Genomic DNA, 20,797 nt, shown 5'->3' with positions numbered 1-20,797 from the left:
CTAAGCTTATTCAGGAAGAATAGCAAGCAGCCTGCACCATACAACAGAAGCTTAGAGATTACCACGATTAGGAGTGAGGATTTTGCAGACAAAGATCAGCCTCGAAGGCGAATGGAAGTTGCAGTTAGATGAGAGTAAGCAGGGACTCGTATTACCTTACACAGATGTAATCACACTGCCGGGAACAACCTCCCATGCCCGCAAAGGACCGAAGAATGAGGAGATTCTGGTAAGCGCTCTAACGGATGAATATCTGTTCGAAGGATCCGTCTGGTACTCCAGGGAGATTGACATTCCAGAGGAGCTGGCCGGCAAGAGCAGTTATCTATATTTGGAACGTACACGGCTTACAACGCTGTGGGTAGACGGGCAGGAGATTGGCAGCCGTGACAGTCTGAACACCGCCCATGTATACGAGCTCCCGCAGCTGTTGCCGGGTACGCATATAATCACGATCCGCGTAGATAACACGGGTTACCCGACCAAAGGCGGACATCTGACTTCGCCGGATACCCAGACAAACTGGAACGGAATTACCGGCCGTATGGAGCTGCAATTCTACGGAGAGTCACAGCTTAGCGGCATCCGCCTGGATTCGGAGCTGGCTGCACGTTCCGTCCGCATCACAGCAACTCTGGAGAGTAAGAGCGAGACTACTCTTGTAGTATCTGCCAAGAGCTTCAATAGTGAGGATTCACACACGGTAGAAGAGCAGGAGTACATAGTATCACCGGGGAAGTTCTCAGTAGACTATGCACTCGGCCAAGAGGCGCTGCTCTGGAGTGAATCCGCTCCCAATCTGTATAATATCCTCCTGGTTCTGAAGGATAGCGAAGGCAATGCCATCGACCGGCAGGAGATTATCTTCGGACTGAAGGAATTCCGGGCAGAAGGCGACAAGTTCACGATTAACGGGGAGAAGACTTTCCTCCGCGGCAAACATGACGGACTGATCTTCCCGCTGACCGGTTATGCTCCTACAGATGTTGAAGAATGGGTCAGAATTCTTGGCATCGCCAAGTCTTACGGGATCAATCATTACCGTTTCCATACCTGCTGTCCGCCGGAGGCTGCTTTTACCGCTGCAGATATGCTTGGGATTTACATGCAGCCGGAGCTTCCGTTCTGGGGTACGATTACGGTAGAGACGGACGAAGGGCATAATCAGGCAGAGCAGGATTACCTGATCAGCGAAGGCTATGCCATTCTGCGGGACTTCGGCAATCATCCATCCTTTGTGATGATGTCTCTCGGCAACGAGCTGTGGGGCAGCAAAGAGAAGATTGATTCCTTCCTGAAGGACTACAAAGCGTTCGATGACCGGCCTTTATACACCCAAGGCTCCAATAACCACCAATGGGTACCGGAGATTCTGGAGCATGACGACTTCTTCAGCGGGGTTCGCTTCACCCGTGACCGGTTGTTCAGAGGCTCCTATGCGATGTGCGATGCTCCGCTGGGACATGTCCAGACCGCTGTGCCCGGCACGATGAAGGATTATGACGACCAGATCGTTCCTCCGGACTTCCTGAATGGAGGAGGACAGGCTGCTGCTGCCGGCGGCGAGATCCAGATCCAGTATGGCACCGAAGCCAAAACGGTGCAGGCTGGCGGAGAATCCGGCGAATGGATTCCGCAGGTTCCGGTAGTCTCGCATGAGATCGGACAATACGCTACGTTCCCTAATTTCGAAGAAATCACGAAATACACGGGTTCGATCAAAGCTGAGAACTTTGTGATTTTCCGTGAACGGCTGGAGAGTAAGGGACTGGGACATCTGGCATCGAAATACTTTGAAGCCTCCGGCCAGCTTGCGGTAGCCTGTTATAAGGAGGAACTTGAGGCTGCCTTCCGCTCGCGGCGGCTGGCCGGCTTCCAGCTGCTGGACCTGCAGGATTTCAGCGGTCAGGGAACTGCGCTGGTTGGCGTGCTTGATGCCTTCATGGATTCCAAGGGACTGATCAGTGCCGAGGAATGGCGTACGTTCTGCAATGATGCGGTGCTGATGGCACGATTCCCTAAGTATAATTATACTGCGGGTGAATTGTTCGCCGCCCATGTGGAGCTTAGCTGCTTCCGCAGCGGTATGCCGGATTCCGCTCAGCTGCTATGGCAGCTTGCAGCAGACGGTAATGTAATTGCTGAAGGAACAACCTTAGCGGCCATTCCGGCCGGAAGCCATTATATCGACATCTGCGATCTGGCGGTAACTCTTCCTGTCGTAGAGCGGATGAGTAAGATCATATTATCCCTTTCCATCCAGGGGACGGATATCCGCAAGAGCTACGACCTGTGGGTATACCCTGAGCAGAGCAGCAACCCGCTTGAGGACATTCATGTATTCACGGAGCTGTCCGAAGAGGCGCTTGCACTGCTGGAGAAGGGCGGCAATGTGCTGCTGATGCCAGAGCCGGAATCCCTGAAGAATGCAATTGAAGGGTACTACTGCACTGATTTCTGGTGTTATCCGATGTTCCGCTCCATCTCGGAGAGCATGAACCGCCCTGTACCTGTCGGTACGATGGGTCTGCTGATTGATAACAGCCACCCGGTACTTCGTGAGTTCCCGGGTGAGGAGCATTCGACCTATCCATGGTGGAGCATTGTGGAGAATTCGAAATCGCTGATCATGGATGATGCGGACCGCAGCTGGAATCCCGTTGTGCAGACCATTGATAATTTCGAACGTAATCATAAGCTTAGCTTCCTTACGGAATGCCGTGTAGGCAACGGTAATCTGCTGGTATGTGCACTGGATGCAGGCAAGGTGAGCGAGACCCCTGAAGGCAGACAGTTCTTGACCAGCGTGGCTAATTATATGAAGTCTGCTGAATTCAAACCGCAATACCAGGCAACTGTTGCCGAGCTTCAGGCGCTGATTCAATAGCAGTAACGAACGAATAACACAAAGGAGCGATTCTCCATCGGGAGAGTCGCTCCTTTGTGTTTTTTCAAGATTATAAGACTTCATCTATTCAGACTTCGGTTGTACCTGTCGTGGTCAGCTTCATTTCGGGTTTAGATTCAGTCTGCTCCCGGGATGTCTGCTTCACTTGCTTAATGAACAGGGAGAGCAGCAATCCCGCGATGCTGATGCCGATGATGACGAGATAGGCGTCATTGATGCCCTGGATGGAAGCCTCCATTAGCATGTGCTCCCGGGTCATATTACCTGCGCCGCTCCCGGCAGCCATGCTCTTCATAGCAGAGGTTGTGCTGTTAGTCATTACCGTTACCAGCAGGGAAGTCCCTACGGCTCCGGCAACCTGCTTAACCGTATTGGAGATCGCCGTGCCGTGGGCATTAAGCTTGGCGGGTAACTGATTCAGACCAGCAGTCTGGATCGGCATTAGGATCATGGCGAGTCCAATCCGCCGTCCGGTAGACATGACGGCCATATACAGATAACCCGTTGAATCGGTTAGATTAGTGAAGCTGAAGGTAGTGGCGATCATGATCAGCAGACCGATGACGGCCAGCCATTTGGCCCCGAAGCGGTCGAACAGCTTGCCGGTGACCGGCATCAGGAAGCCCATAATCAACGATCCGGGAAGCAGCATTAATCCGGATTCCATAGCCGTGAAGCCGCGGGCATTCTGCAGGTAGAGTGGAAGTAATATCATATCCGCATACATCACAATGGTAACAGCAACATTAATAACAGTCGTTAAGGAGAACATCGGGTACTTGAACGCCCGCAGATCAAGCAGCGGGTTGGCGGAAGCTAATTGCTTCCAGGTAAACAGGGCCAGAGAGACGATTCCCGCGCCGAGCGAGAGGAGCACTTCCATACTGGACCATCCGGCGGTACCCGCCCGGCTGAATCCATACAGCAAAGCGCCGAATCCGACGGTCGACAAGACAACACTGAGAATATCAATCTTCGGGTAGGAGCGATTAGATACGTTTTTCAAGTAAATGAAACCGCCGATGATGATAAGTACTGTGAACGGAAGGATACCGTAGAACATAGCTTTCCAGCTGTATTGTTCCAGGATATAACCGGCCAGTGTAGGTCCAAGTGCAGGGGCGAAGATCACGGCTAATCCAACCATGCCCATCGCCGCACCTCTTTTCTCAGGCGGGTATAGCGTCAGGATAACATTCATAAGCAGCGGCATGATAATTCCCGCACCCACGGCTTGAATCAGCCGTCCGGTCAGCAGTACGGGGAAATTCCCGGCCAGCGCTGATAAGACTGTACCTGCCAGGAAAATAAGCATGGAGCTCTGGAATAGCTCACGTGTAGTGAACCGCTGCATTAAGTAGGCAGTAATTGGGATAAGCACCCCGTTTACCAGCATATATCCTGTAGTCAGCCACTGGGCGACCGATGCTGCGATTCCAAAATCAACCATTAACTCCGGCACAGCAACACTCATAATCGTCTGATTCAGCGTAGCCAGAAAAGCACCTAAAATCATTATGAACACAATAGGTCCCCGTCGAATTGAACTGATGTTTCCCGTCTTCTCTTTACTCACTCTACTCCACCCTCTCTAATGTCTAATTCACCGGCCGGTCCATGGCGCCCCGGGCAACAACATGAGTGTGCCAATGAAATGTTGAGAAGTTGTTATACAGATGTTAAAGAGTTGTTAAATCAGCATCACGCAAAGATTGTAGCGGAGTTTAACATTTATTTAACAACATTGCGTGATAATGAGGATCATAGAGCGTTGAGCAAGTGCTTATCCTTGTAAAGATCTTAGAAGGAGTGGGGAGAATGGAAGAGCGGATGGATAACGGATTCGTAGCTTTTGAGTACATCACGGTTCAGGCAGATCAGGAGCTTGCGCAGCTGTATAAGGATTGCTACAAGAATCTGGGCTGGATCCAGGCAGAAGAGAATACGCAACGGCAGGTCCCCGGAGCAGCTTATATCAAACCCGGATCTGTCGCACTGAAATTTAAGCGGAACCGGACAATCAGAAAAGTGGACGGTATAGAAAGGCTTCAGCAGGAATGTGATCATGCTCTCGCTTCTATTAAGCGGCTGGAGAAGTCCAAGACCTCCCGCGCTATTATTAATGCGTTGATTACCGGACTTATTGGCACCTGTTTTGTCGGCGGAGCCGTGTTCAGTTATCTGGACAGCAGAATTCTGCTGTGTATCTTTCTGGGACTCATCGGCTTTGCCGGCTGGGGGGCAGCCTATCCGCTATACAACAATGTATGCAATAAGGTGACCGCGGAGGCAGGCCCGCTGATTGAGGAGCAATATGAGAGACTATATCAGGCCTGCGAGCAGGCGAGCCGTCTGCTGACTTAAAGCAAGAACAATTAATGCGGGATACTTAAGCTACTTGGAGGAACGGGAAATGAATGATAGCTTTTTGATGACCAATACTATTAAAGTGAATAAGATTATCGCCTGTATCCTGTGGATCACGTTTGCCGCCTTCTGCTTCTTCCTGGGTACCAGTGAAGTTAGAAGTGAGGTCGTGGTGTCGCTGCTCCTGGAGCTGGCCGTCGTCACATGGTTCATTTACCGGAAGAAATATGTGCTGCAGACCACTGTTATTCTGACAATAGCGGTTCTGACCTGTACCATCCCATACATTGAATCACCGGGTGCAGGGATGCTGATCATGGTTGTGCTCTGTGTGATTGCCCTCTATTTGAATAGGGTGTTGCTGTACGGTTTTGGCGGCTTGTACAATATTTCGTATATCGTAATTTATTATTCGGAGCATCATGTGTTTGATACTACTTTCCTGATGACTATAGGTTTCATAGAACTGACTATTGTGGCATTGTACTTTGTCTGTAAAAGAAGTGCTGATCTGATTGAGCTATCCGCACGCAAGGAAGCCGAAGCCAAAGAACTGTTAAATGCCGTGGATACTATGGTGGATGTTGTTCATGAGCATACGACGGCACTCAATACGGATATTGCCCACTGCAGCAGGGATGCGGGAGTGTTACAGAAGATCAGCAGTGTTCTTACAACGAATATCCATGAGGTTACGGAAGGCATCGTAGATCAATCAGAGAGTCTCACCCATATCAGTACCATGATGAATGAAGCGGGCGGGCAAATGTCGGGTATCCATAGATTGTCGCAAGGTCTGGCACATACCTCCGGAGAAGCCGGAGTAGTGGTTAGGCGAAGCTCGGAGAACATCCGGCAAATGGGCAAACAAATGGGGATTATCAACACAGCAGTTAGAGACTCATTGACTACCGTCGAAGAGCTGAACCGCAGCATGGATGAGGTGAATAGCTTCCTGTCAGCGATCAAAGGGATCTCCGATCAGACGAATCTGCTGGCGTTGAACGCCAGTATTGAAGCTGCCAGAGCAGGCGAAGCCGGAGCGGGGTTTGCGGTAGTGGCGAATGAAGTCCAGAAGCTGGCCCGGCAATGTATGGATACAGTACAGCAAATCGATGCTATTATTCATACTATCAAGCGCAACACACAGCTTGTCGTCGACAAGGCAACTCACGGCAGTCTTGCCGTTATAGAGGGAGAAGCTATCAGCAGTCAAGTGCTGGAGAGCATTGACAGTATACAGAGCACCTTCCGGCATATTGACGAATACATACTAACCGAACGGAATCTGACCGATCAGGTAAGTTCAATCTTCAATCAGGTGCGTGAGCAAGTGGGGAATATCTCCGGTATCGCCCAGAAGCATGCAGCGGCAACAGAAGAGATGCTGGCTACTACTGAGGAGCAGGAGCATAGTATCGGACTGATCTCTGAATTCATTGGCAGCATTAACAACTCAAGTGTCCGGCTGCAGGCACTGATTGAACACCGTAACGAGTGAATTTGCACTTATAAAAGGAGGGGATCTGCATGATCCGTATTCTGGTGGTTGAAGATGATCTGAAGCTCAATCAAATCGTGTGCTCCTTTTTGGAAGAGAACGGTTATGAACCCGTCAGCTGCAGCACGGCCATGGAGGCTTTTGACAAGCTGGTTGACCATATGATAGATCTGATCATTTCGGATATTATGATGCCGAAGATGGACGGCTTTGAATTTGCATCGTTAATCCGCGACCAGGACAAGACCATTCCAATATTATTCATGACCGCCCGGGATGATATTTCAGCCAAGCAAAAGGGCTTCCGTATCGGCATCGATGATTATATGGTTAAGCCGATCGATATGGATGAGCTGGTGCTGAGGGTCGGAGCGTTGCTGCGCCGGGCGAGTATTGCCAGCGACAAAAGGCTGGCTATCGGGAGTCTGCTGATGAATGCGGATGAACGGACGGCATACGTGGATGAAGAGGAGGTTGCTTTGACGGTCAAGGAATTCAATATTCTGTTTAAACTGCTGTCTTATCCCAAAAAAACCTTCACGCGCAACCAGCTGATGGATGAATTCTGGGGACTGGACAGCGAGAGCAGCCCGCGCACGGTAGATGTATATATCACCAAGCTGCGGGATAAATTCTCCCATTGTCCGGACTTTGAGATTGTCACAGTGCATGGACTCGGCTATAAGGCGAAGCCGTTATGAGCGGGAGAGGGAACAAGAACAAACGGATCAACACCAGCTTCGTCCTCTGGAAGGACTGGATACTGCTGTCTATCGCCCTGATGATCGTTAACGGCTGTTTTGTGATGATCTACTTCTCGCTTAGAAAAGACGGGATTACTTCCGCACTCCTCATAGCGCCTTCCATGATCGGCTATTTCCTGTTCATCAGCCTGGTTCTCAGTGTAGTCACTGGCATTCTCCGCCACTATTCCTTCAGCCGGCCTATGCGGCGTCTTAGCGATGCTGCCAGGAAGATCGCCCAGGGTGATTTCTCGGTCAGGCTGGCTCCGCTGCGCAAGGATGGCAAGAAGGACTATGTAGAAGTCATGTTCGAAGACTTCAACACCATGGCGGAGGAGCTCTCCAGCATTGAGACACTCAAGGATGATTTCATCGCCAATGTATCCCACGAGCTCAAGACGCCGCTGGCCGTTATTCAGAGCTATGCGCGGGCTATACAGCAAGACAAGCTGTCAGATGAGCAGCGGAATAAATATGCAGATACAATCATGAACGCCTCACAGAATCTGTCGGAGCTTATCACCAATATTCTGAAGCTTAACAAGCTGGAGAATCAGGAGATCCTTCCCTTATCCGCACCCTATGATCTCAGTGAACAGTTGCGGCGCTGCGCTCTGGCCTATGAGAATCTGTGGGAGAGCAAGGACATCACCTTTCAAGCTGATCTGGAGACGATTGTCGTAAGGTATGACGAGAGTATTCTGGAGGTGATCTGGAATAACCTGTTGTCCAATGCCATCAAATTCACCGCTCCAGGCGGAAAAATCTCGCTTAAGCTGACAACCATAGCCGGTTATGCAGTGGTACGGGTGACGGACAGCGGCTGCGGTATGGACGAGGAGACGCTCAAGCATATTTTTGATAAATTCTATCAGGGCGATACCTCACATTCGCAGCAAGGCAACGGCCTTGGGCTGGCATTGGTGATGAAGGCGCTGCAAATGCTCGGCGGCAAGATTAGTGTAGACAGCAAACCGGGAACTGGAACCACCTTCAGCGTCCGTTTGAATATCAGATAAGGCAGAGCCTGCGCGCAGGGTTCTAAATAAATGTCTGGCACAGCTGATCCAGTATGGTGTCCTGGGAGTTGCCGCGTACATTACGCTGGAACAGATACGAATCACTGCTCAGGGCAATCATCAGCATATCTGCTCTGAATATACTGTCCGGTCCGGCTTGCCGGGCTTCCAGACTGACCTCTTCAAAAAGCTGAACCAGCAGCTGATGAAATTCTTCATACAGCGAAGTACTTGTTCTGGAATGCGCACCCAGTGCGGCAGACGAATGCTCAACGCCTGCAATCAGTCCGGCATGGATTTCTTTGAACTGCAGAAACAGGGCGAGCAGTCCCCGTAACCGTTCGGAAGGCGGGCTGGAATTGTTGCCTTGAAGATAGGCTTTAATGTCCCTGGACAATTGATCCACGGGGTCCCTGATTAAGTCCATGCACAGCTCGTTTTTGTTGCGGTACCGGCGGTACAGCGTTCCGGCACCAATCTGCGCTTCCGCAGCGATCTGATTCATACTGACCGGCTCAACGCCGTGCTCTTCAAATAATCGTAATGCTGCATCCAGAATACGCTGCCGGTTCTCGGCGGCGTCTTTGCGTTCGGGACGGCAGTTAATAACCGGTTGATCCATTGATCATCACTTCCTGTTCTTCTGTAGTCCCCGCCTTGACAAGTGGAGACCTCTCCGTTTAATATCAAGGCAAGGATAAGCGGAGAGTTCTCCACTTCATACTATTCGATAACGAAGGAGTGTGCAAGACGTGACGAAGGAACTAAGCCAGACCGCACTGCTGGTGATGGATATGCAGAATGCCATTGTGTCGCGATATGTACAGGAAGAAGGGGCTCTACTGCCTTTTCAGAAGGCAATAATGACAGCCCGCGAGCATGGCATACCGGTCATTTATGTTGGTGTTGCCATGCGCGAAGGTGTTCAGATTAGCCCACTTAACAAAATGTTCGGCAGAATGCCCGGCAATAGCGGAATCACTGCGGAGCACCCGTCGATGCAGATTCATGCCGCACTCTCGCCTCTGCCGGACGAGCCGTTTGTCGGCAAATACCGTGTCAGCGCATTTTCCGGGAGTGAGCTGGAGGAGCTGCTTCGCTCCCGCGGAATAGATAAGCTGATTCTGAGCGGTATCGCAACAAGCGGAGTCGTCCTGTCTACCTTGCGCGAAGCGGCAGATAAGGATTATGGTCTTACCGTATTGTCAGATGCTTGTATCGACTCCAATCCTGAGGTTCACCGTGTGCTTACCGGGAAGGTATTTCCCGCCCAAGCTGATGTGCTGACGGTAGAGTCCTGGGCAAATTCGTTGAAGTAAGAATGTTAGTCACGGAGTTCTTAAGAATAGAAGGAGGACAGTACTATGGGTTCATTAACAGATCAGGTTGCAGTAGTAACAGGTGCGGGTACAGGCCTTGGCAGAGCTGCAGCGATTAAATTGGCAGAGCAGGGTGCAACCGTCATTCTGGTAGGCAGACGTCAGGAGAAGCTGCAAGAGACAGCTTCATTTATTGAAGAGTCCGGTGGCAGAGCGATAGTCATTCCTGCAGATGTTACAATTCCTGAAGAGGTCCAGCACCTGCGTGACCAAGTAATTGCGCAGGCAGGGACGGCGGATATTCTGATCAACAATGCGGGCGGAACAGGAGCCCCGACACATATTCACGACTTAACCTTTGCGGCTTGGGATCAAACTCTACAGCTCAATTTGTACAGCCCTTATCTCGTAACTAACGCTTTCCTGCCGATAATGAGAGAGCAGCAATATGGACGCATCGTATCAATTACCTCGGTGATGGCCAATCTGGTCTACCCGGGACTGGGTGCCTATTCAGCTGCCAAGGCAGGTCTGGAGGCTTTGATGAGAACGGTGGCGGCTGAAGAAGCCAAGCACGGAATCATCGTCAACCTGTTCGACCCCGGCAATCTGCAGACGGAACAGAACCCGGGAGGTGCGAACGATCCGGCAACGGTTGTTGATGCCATTATTGACCTTGCCTCCTTGCCGGCCGGCAGCGCTGGCGGAGAAGTGATCAGAGCCTTATCCTAAGGAATGATGACACTGGCAATAGCCAACAAAAGAGAGCGGCTCCCGAATGTATGGAGACCGCTCTTTATTTGTGTCTGTAGACGGAAATCTTCATCAACCCCTTAATCCACTATCCCCGTACAGGCTCCAGTGAAGTCTGCTGAATATAATCCAGAAACCGTCTGGAGGCAGGAGACAGGTAACGGTCATGACGCCATTTCAAGCCGACCTCCCATTCCCAGCCCTCTTCCTCAATCGGAATCCAGACCAGGCCGTCCAGCATCAAGCCCAGCGTCTGGGGCAGTACAGAGACTCCAAGCCCGGCTTTGATGAAGCCGGCTACCGTAATCAGGTCCTCTGCTTCATAGGTGGAGGCCAGCTCGAAATGGGTGTTTTTGAATAGCGAGCTAATCGTAGCTTTGAGTCCGCAGTTTGTTTTTAAGCCGACAAAGGGTTCGCCGGACAGCTCAAACAAACTCAGACTGGAGCGTGAAGCAAACCTATGCTGAGTGGAGACCACAATAAAGATCGGCATACGCCGGATAATCATCCATTCGTCATCGGTCATTGTGGTTTCTCTGGAAGTAATCAGCATATCCGAAGTGCCGGTCTCCAGAGCTTCATCGATATCCCCGTGATTTCCCTGATACAAATCAAACCGGACCTTGGGGTTGCCCGCCTGATAATCCCTGATCAGTGAAGGCACCAGATCAACACCGAGAATATTCAGATATGAGATGTGTACCACGCCTGTCTCCGCATTCGAACATTCATCAATTTCACGAATACCGTTACCGATGTTCTTCATGGCTTCTTCCACCCATTTGCTAAATGTTACCCCATACCGGTTCAACTGGACGCCCCGACCATTCCGCTCAAATAAAGGAACGCCCAGCTCATTCTCCAGTTTGGAGATGGCATGACTCAGCGCGGGCTGGGTAATTCTAAGCGCCTTGGATGCCGAAGTCATATGCTCAAGCCGGGCCACAGTCAGGAAATACTCCAATTGCGTTAGCTCCATTTCAGGACCCCCTATTATATTAATATTAGTAATGGATTTAATGAAAATAATAAATTAGACGCATGAGTAAATCAAGCTTAAGATTAAAGAATCAAATGATGAAAAGGGGAACCAAACCATGACAATTACTTATGCAAATCCAATGACTGAATATGAAGGCAAAAAAATACTCGTAACAGGCGGAACTAAAGGTATGGGGGAGGCCATCGTAAACCGGTTTAAGGCTGCCGGCGCTACAGTGATGACTACTGCCCGCACACTCCCGTCCGGATTGGCAGATGCTGACTTGTTCGTACAAGCAGATCTGTCTGCCAAAGAAGGCGTGGAGAAAGTGATTGCGGCGGTTAAGGAACGTTTCGGCAGCATCGATATCGTAGTGAATAACATTGGCGGCAGTTCTACGCCTCCCGGCGGGTTCCTGGCGGCAAACGATGAGCACTGGATGGATGCGCTGAACTTGAACCTGCTTGCTGCCGTCCGGCTCGACCGGGGCCTGATCCCCTTGATGCTGGAACAGGGTAAGGGCGTAATTATCCACATTTCTTCTATTCAAAGAGTACTGCCGCTGATCGAGTCCACCATTCCCTATGCTGCCGCCAAGGCTGCGTTAAGCAATTACAGTAAAAGCCTCTCCAAAGAATTCTCCCCGCAAGGCATCCGTGTAAACCGCGTAGCTCCGGGATTCATTCAAACGACAGCGGCAGATGCCATGATGGAGAATATCGCCAAGGTTACGGGCAGTGCGGAAAGCGCGCTGCAGTCTGTAATGGATGCGCTGGGCGGGATTCCGCTGGGCCGTCCCGGCTTCCCCGAGGAAGTAGGCGAGCTGGTGGCATTCCTGGCCTCCGACCGTGCAGCTTCCATTACGGGAGCCGAATATGTGATAGACGGAGGAACCGTGCCTACGGTCTAAGCTGCAGCCGCATATTCACCGGTTAAGAGCTATCAAAGCCAGGTTAAATCTGATAAGACAGTCCGCTAAGCCATGCATTGGCTGTGCGGGCTGTTTTTTTTTGCTGTTTCGGGATATTATTCTTAAGATTAGCAGTTAAGCTGAACTTAAGAACTGTGCTAAAAGGCAAACGTACTAAGGGGGATTTTTTGGAACTGTAGGAGCGGTAGCGTCCGCCTTTGTATCCGGATTTCAACCGCGATAAGAGGTACAATTTAGAAATCTGGGGACAACAGCGGCCGGAAGTCCAAACATCCATCGAAGTTACGTCCTCGCCTAGCTGGCAATTCTTTAGTTCCATTAACTTTAATCTTTAGCTTTTCTTTAGATTTGGTTTAGACTGGATTAAGAATGGCAGGCTATAGTTACAGTTAGCGCAGCTTGCATGACTAGATAGAGGGGGATTTCACCATGTATACCATTCTCATAGCTGATGATGAATCGGAGATTGTAGAGCTTCTGCAGCTGTATCTGGAGAAGGAATACAACATTCTGCAAGCACAGAACGGGATTGAGGCGTTGAAGCAGATGCAGAATAACAAGATAGATCTGGCCATTCTGGATATTATGATGCCGGGGATGGACGGGCTGCAGCTGCTGAAGCGGATTCGTGAGCATGAGCATTTCCCGGTGCTGTTCCTGTCAGCCAAGAGCCAGCATCATGATAAAATCTTAGGGCTTGAGCTGGGAGCAGACGATTATATCTCCAAGCCCTTCAATCCGCTGGAGATCGTTGCCCGTGTCGGGGCCCTGCTGCGCCGGGTGCATCAGTTCGATGCCAAGGCTGTAGAAGAAGAGCAGACGAAGGAACAGATTGTGCTCGGACGGTTAACGCTTGACCGGAGCAGCTGTCAGGTTGAGGTGGCCGGCGAACCGGTAGCTCTGACTTCTACGGAGTACAAAATTCTCGAACTGCTGATGGAGCAGCCGGGCCGGGTATTTACGCGCAAGAAGATTTATGAGGCCGTCTGGGAAGATTTCTATGTCTATGAGGACAACAGCATTATGGTGCATATCAGCAATATCCGCGATAAGATCGAGCGCGATTCCAAGAAACCGGAATACCTGAAGACGATCAGGGGATTGGGGTACAAAATTGAAGCACCCGTGGAAAAGTAGAGATAACCGCCCGCTGCAAACGTCGCTGACGATCGACTTTCTGCTGTTCAACTGTATGCTGGTGATGCTTGTACTGGTGGTCTATCTGTTCATCCAGAAGGATATCACTCACGTCATCATGGAGAAGCTGATCCCCGATCCGGATCTGTCGGTCGAAGCCGGAGATTACCGTAACGAGCTGGGCCAGGGACCGGAGAGCGACCGGCTGCTGCAAAGCGGAGGGTGGCTGGAGCTGCTCGATTCAGGCAAGCAGGTCATCCGCGTTATTGGAGATAAGCAGGATCAGACCCTGGGCTATGATGAGAACAGTCTGTTCCAGGGGCTGGAGAACCGCAGCGATCAGCCCTATTACTACTCCATTTCTCAAGTGGATAGTGACAGCGGAGTGGCCTGGCTGCTGCTCAAGATTCCCCGCGATGTGGTCAGCGTATCCATTAACAACGAAATGCTGTTGGCCTATCTGAACCATTCGGTGTTCTTTTATGTGTTTGTGGTCAGCGGGCTGATTCTGATGCTGATCTTTGTATATAGCTACTGGGTCTCCAGACGGATCAAGAAGCCCCTGCGGGTTCTAAATCTGGGCATGAACCGTATGATGGAAGGGCACTACAATACACGGATTGCCCTCTATGCGGAGACGGAGTTTCTGCGGATCGGCAATAGCTTCAACTATATGGCGGATGTCATTGAGCGGACTACGGAGGAGAAGCGGCAGGCCGAGAAGAGCAAGCAGCGGCTGATGGTCGATCTGTCACATGATCTGAAGACACCGATTACCAGTATTCAGGGTTATGCGCAGGCGCTGGTCGAAGGACGGGTTACGGACCCTGAACGGCAGACCAAATACCTGAATTACATTTATACCAAATCCGTACAGGTGACGAAGCTGATTCAGCATATGCTGGACCTGCTCAAGCTGGATTCACCGGATTTCATTCTTCGCGTGGAGCGGCTGGAGCTGGGAGATCAGCTGCGGGAGATTATTGCCGACACTTACGGGGAAATTGAGCAAAAAGAGTTCCAGCTGCAGCTGCAGCTGCCTGAAGAGCAGGTGTATGCCCATTATGATCCGGAGCTGTTCGCAAGCGTGATCAACAATCTGATCTCCAATGCGCTGGCCTATAATCCTGAAGGGACACGCATCCGTGTGACGGTCATTCCGGAGGACACGACTGTCCGGATTGAGATTGCCGATAATGGAGTGGGCATTCCCAAGGAGCTCTGGTCTACGATCTTCGATCCGTTTGTGCGGGGGGATGAAGCCCGGACGACAGCAAGCGGTGGGACAGGTCTCGGATTATCCATTGCCAAGAAGAACGTAGAGAAGATGGGCGGTTCCCTGATGCTGGAGAGCCGGGAAGGGGAGCCGACGGTGTTCATGATCCGGATTCCCAGATAAATAACTTTCAGGAGGAATAATAATGAAGCAGGATACGTTCAAAGGGCTTGTGGAGATTTCTGACCGGGTAATTTCAAGTATAATCCGCTATGCAGTTACCGAAACACCGGGAATTGCCGGAATGTCCGGCAACCCGGTCAGCGGAAATCTGGCACGGCGACTAAGCGGTAAGATTGGCACCAATGGATTATCAGTGGATGTTACGGATGAAGCCGTGGCGATTCAGCTGGATATCATAATTAACTACGGATACAAGATTCCTGAGGTATGCCAGATTCTTAAGGATAACGTCCATCAGGCCGTTGAGCATATGCTGGGTTTGTCTCCGCCTATCGTGAATATCAAGGTCGATAAGCTCGCTTTTCCCAACCTATAGATCTGTCTTCACGTCATCGGTATAGAAATCCTTCACGACCTGCCGGGCAGCCAGCTTGTTCTTCGAGTAGTTGATTCTATAGATGCAGGAATAGATGACATTTAAGACATATTCAAAGGCAATCTGCGATGAAAAGGTACCGATCTTGGCATGCTTCACTTCATCCTCAGGCACTTGGATACACAGTGTGCTGAGCTTGGCCAATTCCGTACCGTGAGCTGCGGTGATGGTGATAAAGGGAATGCTGTTGCGCGTGAAGTACTTTGCCGCCTGCAAATTATTCGCTGATAACCCGTGATAGGTTAAGAAAATGGCACAGTCCTGCTGCGTAAGATTAACCGTATGATATTCCCACTCCGAGAGCTCCGTCGCAATCACGGCGTATTTATTGATTTTGATTAATTTATTCTGGAAGCTCTTCGCCCGGATCTCGGAATCGCCCAGCGCATAGATGAATATCTTGCCGGCCCGGTCCAGGATTTCAGCAGCTTCGGCTAACTGGGCATTCTCCAGAAAAGCAAAATTCTTCTCGATGGTTGCCTTCATTACTTCTGCAATTTCTTTGGCTACCTGAATGGGAGTTTCACCATGCTCAAACGGATAATTGACATCCACATTAGAAATGCTATGGACATCCAGCTGGAACTCCCGGGCCAGCTTTAGAATGAATTCCTTATAGCCCGCAAGTCCGAGTTTATGGGTTAGGCGGTTAATCGCAGAATGCGAGGTATAGGTAGCTTTGGCCAGCTCCTGTATGGACATCGGCAGCATACTTTCCTTATGGGTCAGGATATAGGCAGCAATGCTTCGTTCGTTGGTGGTAAAATGGTTCATTTCCTTTAATTGCAGCAGCAGCTTCATGACTAAGGTTCACCTCAAGAATTGAATTTCTAAGCTATAACAGACCCGGCTCTGAACATAATGTTCAAGGATTTACACCGGTAATTACATATGAACGGATAATTGTACCGTTATGCCTGCTAAGTCTTCACGGCGGGTCTTTTTTTTCTATAATTAATGAAAGAGAAGAGAAGAGGAGGAATTATAATGTTAACACTCGGCTATATCGGCAACGGCAAAAGCACCAACCGCTACCACCTTCCATTTTCCATGAACCGCGATCACTTGAAGGTCAAGACGATCTACGCCCGCTCGCTTACGAAAGCGGAATGGCCCAGAGTACCTGGGATTGAATATACTGACGATCTTGAATCCATGATGAATGACTCGGAGATTCAGCTGATTGTAGTATGCACCAACACCGATTCCCACTATCATTATGCCAAAATGGCGCTGGATCACGGCAAGCATGTTCTGGTGGAGAAGCCTTTCATGCTGACGGAAGAAGAAGCGGTCTCTATCTTTCAGTATGCCAAAGAGCGGAATCTGATCATTCAGTGCTACCAGAACAGACGTTATGACTCGGATTTCCTCACCGCACAGCAGGTTATAGAATCCGGTAAGCTTGGAGATCTGCTGGAAGTGGAAATGCACTTTGATTACTATCGTCCCGAGGTTCCGGCTTCAACTCCATTCTCTAAATACTACAGTTACTTGTATGGACATGGATGTCATACCATTGATCAGGTGCTGTCATATTTCGGCAAACCGGATACCATTCATTACGACGTCCGCCAATTGCTGGGCCCGCAGCAGATGAATGATTACTTCGATCTGGATTTCTTCTATCCTTCGCTAAAAGTATCGGTTAAATCCAGCTATTTCCGGCTCAAAGAGCGGCCAAGCTTCATACTCTACGGAAAAAAAGGTGTGTTCGTCAAGCAGACGAAGGACCGTCAGGAGGAGCATCTGAAGTTATTTTACCTGCCTGAGGGACACAGTGACTTCGGTATTGACCTGCCGGAGCATTATGGTATTCTAACGTATCTCGATGATGAGGGCAAGTACCATGAAGAGAAGGTCACCTCAGCCAAAGGCGATTATGCCAGGGTGTATGACGGGATCTATGATGCCATCGTTCTTGGCACAGATAAGGTAATTAAGGATGGAGAGACCATAGGCGTTATGCAGATTCTGGAGCAGGGAATGAAGGGGTGCCGCTAAATGAACTTGGGAATAGCCGGAGCCGGAATGATTGTCAAGGATCTGCTCAGCTTCATCGGAGAGATTCCGGGAATATCACTGACAGCCATCTTCGCCAGACCCGGCAGGGAAGACGCTCTGCAGGAGCTGCAGAACCAGTATGGGATAACCAGGCTCTATACAGATTACAGCACCATGCTTCAGGATACAGACGTTGATACTATATATGTGGCATTGCCGAATCACCTGCATTATGCCTTCACGAAGGAGGCGCTGCTTAGCGGCAAGCATGTCATCTGCGAGAAGCCGTTCACGTCCAATCTGGCGGAGTTTCTGGAGCTGAAAGAGATTGCTGAACACAGGGAGCTTATCCTGGTTGAAGCCATCTCGAATCAATATTTGAACAATGTTGTGGCAGTGAAGGAGCAGCTGGCTGGTCTCGGTTCCATTAAAATGGTGACGTGCAATTATTCGCAGTATTCTTCCCGTTATGATGCTTTCAAACGCGGTGAGATTCTGCCTGCATTCAATCCGGAGATGTCCGGCGGCGCCTTGATGGACATTAATATCTACAACATCCATCTGGTCGTCGGATTCTTCGGAAGTCCACAGTACGTGGAATACCGGGCGAACATGGAACGGGGAATCGATACGTCGGGCGTGCTGCTGCTGGACTATGGTGATTTCAAATGCGTCTGCATTGGTGCCAAAGACAGCACAGCTCCTGGTGCAGTGAACATTCAGGGGACGGAAGGGTACATACAGATCAATGGCTCCGCGAATGGATGCGACTCCTACGATTACGTCCTTAACCGGGAGAAGCCCGCCCGGGTGGATCACAAGGATCACCCCCACCGGATGTATGACGAATTCCTTCACTTCGAACGATTCATCCGAGAGCAAGACAGGAAGACAGCCGCCGAAATGCTCGCACACAGTGAGCGGGTGATGCGGGTTATTGAACAGGCGAAGGCCAGCGCCGGGCTTGTGTTTGGATCAGATCGCGGATAATAAAGAGCAGGGCTTCTTCCGGTACCGGAGGAGTTCTGCTCTTTTGTTTATCTTTTCAGAGGAGTGGTATACAATTATTAACAAATGCCTAAAGGATGTGGACGTAATGAATCTGGACAGAATTAGTGAAATTGCTCTTAACACAATGAGTCACCGGAAATCTCATCTGCAGAGAGAGACGGGGTTCGTCTATTATCATTGTCAGCGGGTAGCCAAGATTGCTCTAAGCTTAAGAAAAGAATTGTTCCCGGATGAAGGTACAATGGACGATATCATTTATGTTGCCTCAATCTTCCATGATGTTACCAAAGGAATTGAACCCCATCAGGAGACCGGCTCTGTTCTGGTCAAGTCACTGCTGAAGGATGAATGCTCCCCGGAGCAGCTGGAATTCATATCTGACATTATTGCATTACATAATATTCGAAATCATGAGGAGCTCCCGTACTACATAAAGCTTGTACAAGATGCTGATATGCTGGATCATTTCGGCACCATGGATATATGGATGAAATTCTTCCATAGTGCGCATGAAGAGGAGAATGTATGGGATACTATCCGGTTCTGGGAGAGTGAAGAGTTCGATAATTATCTTAAGAAGTCACGAGGTCAGCTGAATTTCGACCGCTCGAAGCAAATTTTTGATACTAAGCTGAAGTTTGAACTGCAGTTCCAGGAACGTTTCAAGGCAGAGTGCAATGGAGAAGTAGATTTTAACTAACGAAGCAGATAAAAAAGCAGGCACTCCGGAAATTTTCCCACAGGTGCCTGCTTTTTTATGGCTGTAGACAACAATGTTGTATGTTTTACAACTTTGATTGATGGGTAACCGTGGGTTTGGAAAGATTGTTGTATAAAATACAAGAATAATCCTGCTAAGCCGCTTAAATAGGGTGAAATCCTGCATTTTATACAACAATTTTGGATTTGGGCCGATATTACGAGGAAAATGTTGTATTCTGTGCAGGATTTTATAAAAGTCACCAGATCTCTGATACAGAAAAGTCGATGAATCAAGGAATTTTGCAGGAAATAATTAACTTATTGTCGAATTTACTGGTTTGGGCTAATCCGGCGTACAGCCAGGGGCAGCTTACATACAATGGGGGAAGGAATTCGAACAACTATGAAAAAGATTGTATTACTGCTCACCGCGCTGTTGCTCATGATTGGGCTGGGGTATCCGGGAGGCACCAGACAGGCAGCCGCAGCACCGAAGTACACGGAGATTTCCACATTTGTGGACGGGACACTTATGATCTCGGCATCCAAGTCTGTACTCGTCAATGGTTCGGCTTATGTACCTGTGAAGCTGCTGAATCAGATTCCCGGCTTTACCGTTGCTACCGCAGCCTCTGTTGTGACCGTCACCGGGAGTAAGGGAAGCGCGAAGTTGAACAAAGACAACTCCATACTGTATAAAAACTCCAACTATGTCGCGTTCAAAACACTGCTTAAGCTTGGAGCCATAGACGGCAAATATGCCACCAGCTCGTATTCGCTGTTCATCTGGAGTACGGAAGAAGGCAAAATAAAGAGCAACACTATGCTCTACGCCATCAGCAAGCTGCCAGGAACCATGGGCCAGGCTGTGGGCAAGAAGGTCTATCTATATGCACATCCCGGCAGCCACTGGGTGACAGATGTTCAATACGCGGATGATACCAATACTTCTACATTCACCATGCTGAGCGAAGCTGGACTAACCTGGACGCTGGATCTGGACGACAGTGAGACCGACACGTTGTATACGGAAGAGAACCTCTTTGCTTTCAAAGAGAATTTCAACGGTGATTCGGCATGGGCTGTAAATGCAAAGATTCCGGACAGTCCTTTTAAGAACATGGAGAAGGTTACGGTCAAAGATTTCCGTTCCAGTCCCGGTGATGGCGGTTTAGAGGTACAGATCCGCCGGGCGAACGGTCAGGAAATCTATATCAGTCTAGACACGACCGTTAACCCTGTTGATTACCTTAAGGAGCTATTCTACTTTAAGAATCCTAGGACAGCTTATCCCAGCAGTGATGCCGTATGGGCTGCTATCCGGGATGAGCGGATCATTACCGACATGACGTTTGAACAAGTCTATCTGTCATGGGGAGAGCCCGACAGCTATAACGAAGATTTGGGATATATCGTATACGGCCATCAATATCTGTATTTCGTTAATAACAAGCTGAAATATTATTATGAGCTGTAGATGATTGCGCCATAATTTATGAATCATATTTTGAACTTTATCATTTAGCCAATACTTATGACATTGAATTATGTTTTGAGAATACTGGGAATTTTCATTTCTCTTATA

At 49.6% G+C, this 20,797-nt stretch carries 19 protein-coding genes; 15 read left to right on the top strand and 4 right to left on the bottom strand.

Annotation, left to right across the window (positions count from 1 at the left end; genetic code table 11):
* Nucleotides 1-73: 73 nt before the first annotated feature.
* Nucleotides 74-2,887, top strand: coding sequence for a glycoside hydrolase family 2 TIM barrel-domain containing protein (locus tag MHI42_RS02555; protein WP_342422649.1), 2,814 nt, complete (start codon nucleotides 74-76; stop codon nucleotides 2,885-2,887).
* Nucleotides 2,888-2,975: 88 nt separating this feature from the next.
* Here MHI42_RS02555 and MHI42_RS02550 read toward each other — a convergent pair whose 3' ends face one another.
* Nucleotides 2,976-4,424: a DHA2 family efflux MFS transporter permease subunit gene (locus tag MHI42_RS02550; protein ID WP_342424675.1), complete on the bottom strand. Its 1,449-nt coding sequence runs from the start codon at nucleotides 4,422-4,424 to the stop codon at nucleotides 2,976-2,978.
* A 302-nt stretch (nucleotides 4,425-4,726) separates the two neighbouring features.
* Between MHI42_RS02550 and MHI42_RS02545 the strand changes: the two genes are divergently transcribed.
* From MHI42_RS02545 to MHI42_RS02530, 4 genes are read left to right on the top strand one after another with little or no spacing between them, the layout of a single operon-like run.
* Entirely contained in the window at nucleotides 4,727-5,272 is a 546-nt protein-coding gene (locus tag MHI42_RS02545; RefSeq protein ID WP_342422648.1) for a hypothetical protein, read from the top strand.
* A 49-nt stretch (nucleotides 5,273-5,321) separates the two neighbouring features.
* Nucleotides 5,322-6,776: a methyl-accepting chemotaxis protein gene (locus MHI42_RS02540; protein ID WP_342422647.1), complete on the top strand. Its 1,455-nt coding sequence runs from the start codon at nucleotides 5,322-5,324 to the stop codon at nucleotides 6,774-6,776.
* 29 nt (nucleotides 6,777-6,805) lie between these two features.
* Entirely contained in the window at nucleotides 6,806-7,477 is a 672-nt protein-coding gene (locus MHI42_RS02535; RefSeq protein WP_342422646.1) for a response regulator transcription factor, read from the top strand.
* Entirely contained in the window at nucleotides 7,474-8,538 is a 1,065-nt protein-coding gene (locus MHI42_RS02530; protein WP_171719506.1) for a HAMP domain-containing sensor histidine kinase, read from the top strand. Before MHI42_RS02535 ends, MHI42_RS02530 begins: the two co-directional genes overlap by 4 nt.
* A 22-nt stretch (nucleotides 8,539-8,560) precedes the next feature.
* Here the strand turns inward: MHI42_RS02530 and MHI42_RS02525 are convergent, their stop codons facing one another.
* On the bottom strand, nucleotides 8,561-9,160 hold the full coding sequence (locus MHI42_RS02525; protein WP_342422645.1) for a TetR/AcrR family transcriptional regulator: 600 nt from the start codon (nucleotides 9,158-9,160) through the stop codon (nucleotides 8,561-8,563).
* 130 nt (nucleotides 9,161-9,290) lie between these two features.
* On the opposite strand from MHI42_RS02525, the gene MHI42_RS02520 reads away from it, so the two are divergent.
* Both MHI42_RS02520 and MHI42_RS02515 read left to right on the top strand, forming a co-directional pair.
* On the top strand, nucleotides 9,291-9,857 hold the full coding sequence (locus MHI42_RS02520) for a cysteine hydrolase (RefSeq protein ID WP_342422644.1): 567 nt from the start codon (nucleotides 9,291-9,293) through the stop codon (nucleotides 9,855-9,857).
* A 45-nt stretch (nucleotides 9,858-9,902) separates the two neighbouring features.
* Nucleotides 9,903-10,589, top strand: coding sequence for an SDR family oxidoreductase (locus MHI42_RS02515; protein WP_342422643.1), 687 nt, complete (start codon nucleotides 9,903-9,905; stop codon nucleotides 10,587-10,589).
* Nucleotides 10,590-10,698: 109 nt separating this feature from the next.
* On the opposite strand, the gene MHI42_RS02510 is transcribed toward MHI42_RS02515, so the two are convergent.
* Complete coding sequence (locus MHI42_RS02510; protein WP_342422642.1) at nucleotides 10,699-11,589, bottom strand: LysR family transcriptional regulator; 891 nt, start codon at nucleotides 11,587-11,589, stop codon at nucleotides 10,699-10,701.
* Nucleotides 11,590-11,707: 118 nt separating this feature from the next.
* Between MHI42_RS02510 and MHI42_RS02505 the strand changes: the two genes are divergently transcribed.
* From MHI42_RS02505 to MHI42_RS02490, 4 genes are all read left to right on the top strand, one after another.
* Complete coding sequence (locus tag MHI42_RS02505) at nucleotides 11,708-12,502, top strand: SDR family oxidoreductase (RefSeq protein ID WP_342422641.1); 795 nt, start codon at nucleotides 11,708-11,710, stop codon at nucleotides 12,500-12,502.
* 450 nt (nucleotides 12,503-12,952) lie between these two features.
* A complete protein-coding gene (locus tag MHI42_RS02500) occupies nucleotides 12,953-13,660 on the top strand; it encodes a response regulator transcription factor (RefSeq protein WP_042137244.1) in 708 nt (235 codons plus the stop codon).
* Nucleotides 13,638-15,059: a HAMP domain-containing sensor histidine kinase gene (locus MHI42_RS02495; protein ID WP_342422640.1), complete on the top strand. Its 1,422-nt coding sequence runs from the start codon at nucleotides 13,638-13,640 to the stop codon at nucleotides 15,057-15,059. Before MHI42_RS02500 ends, MHI42_RS02495 begins: the two co-directional genes overlap by 23 nt.
* 22 nt (nucleotides 15,060-15,081) lie before the next feature.
* Nucleotides 15,082-15,435: an Asp23/Gls24 family envelope stress response protein gene (locus tag MHI42_RS02490; RefSeq protein ID WP_039291716.1), complete on the top strand. Its 354-nt coding sequence runs from the start codon at nucleotides 15,082-15,084 to the stop codon at nucleotides 15,433-15,435.
* Here MHI42_RS02490 and MHI42_RS02485 read toward each other — a convergent pair.
* Nucleotides 15,430-16,296, bottom strand: a complete 867-nt coding sequence (locus MHI42_RS02485; protein ID WP_340987189.1) for a MurR/RpiR family transcriptional regulator — start codon at nucleotides 16,294-16,296, stop codon at nucleotides 15,430-15,432. The two genes, MHI42_RS02490 and MHI42_RS02485, sit on opposite strands and share 6 nt — an antisense overlap.
* A gap of 186 nt (nucleotides 16,297-16,482) precedes the next feature.
* On the opposite strand from MHI42_RS02485, the gene MHI42_RS02480 reads away from it, so the two are divergent.
* The 4 genes from MHI42_RS02480 to MHI42_RS02465 all read left to right on the top strand — a co-directional run bounded on the left by MHI42_RS02480 (nucleotide 16,483) and on the right by MHI42_RS02465 (nucleotide 20,689).
* Nucleotides 16,483-17,499, top strand: coding sequence for a Gfo/Idh/MocA family oxidoreductase (locus MHI42_RS02480; RefSeq protein ID WP_342422639.1), 1,017 nt, complete (start codon nucleotides 16,483-16,485; stop codon nucleotides 17,497-17,499).
* On the top strand, nucleotides 17,500-18,489 hold the full coding sequence (locus MHI42_RS02475; RefSeq protein ID WP_342422638.1) for a Gfo/Idh/MocA family oxidoreductase: 990 nt from the start codon (nucleotides 17,500-17,502) through the stop codon (nucleotides 18,487-18,489).
* Between the two features lie 106 nt (nucleotides 18,490-18,595).
* Nucleotides 18,596-19,210, top strand: coding sequence for an HD domain-containing protein (locus MHI42_RS02470; RefSeq protein WP_342422637.1), 615 nt, complete (start codon nucleotides 18,596-18,598; stop codon nucleotides 19,208-19,210).
* 405 nt (nucleotides 19,211-19,615) lie between these two features.
* Complete coding sequence (locus tag MHI42_RS02465) at nucleotides 19,616-20,689, top strand: hypothetical protein (RefSeq protein ID WP_342422636.1); 1,074 nt, start codon at nucleotides 19,616-19,618, stop codon at nucleotides 20,687-20,689.
* Nucleotides 20,690-20,797: the final 108 nt, after the last annotated feature.

The sequence above is a fragment of the Paenibacillus sp. FSL E2-0178 genome, assembly GCF_038593005.1.
GTDB lineage: Bacteria > Bacillota > Bacilli > Paenibacillales > Paenibacillaceae > Paenibacillus_AQ > Paenibacillus_AQ phytohabitans.
Note: the sequence above shows the minus strand (reverse complement) of the source record. Positions and strands in the feature narration are given on the sequence as shown.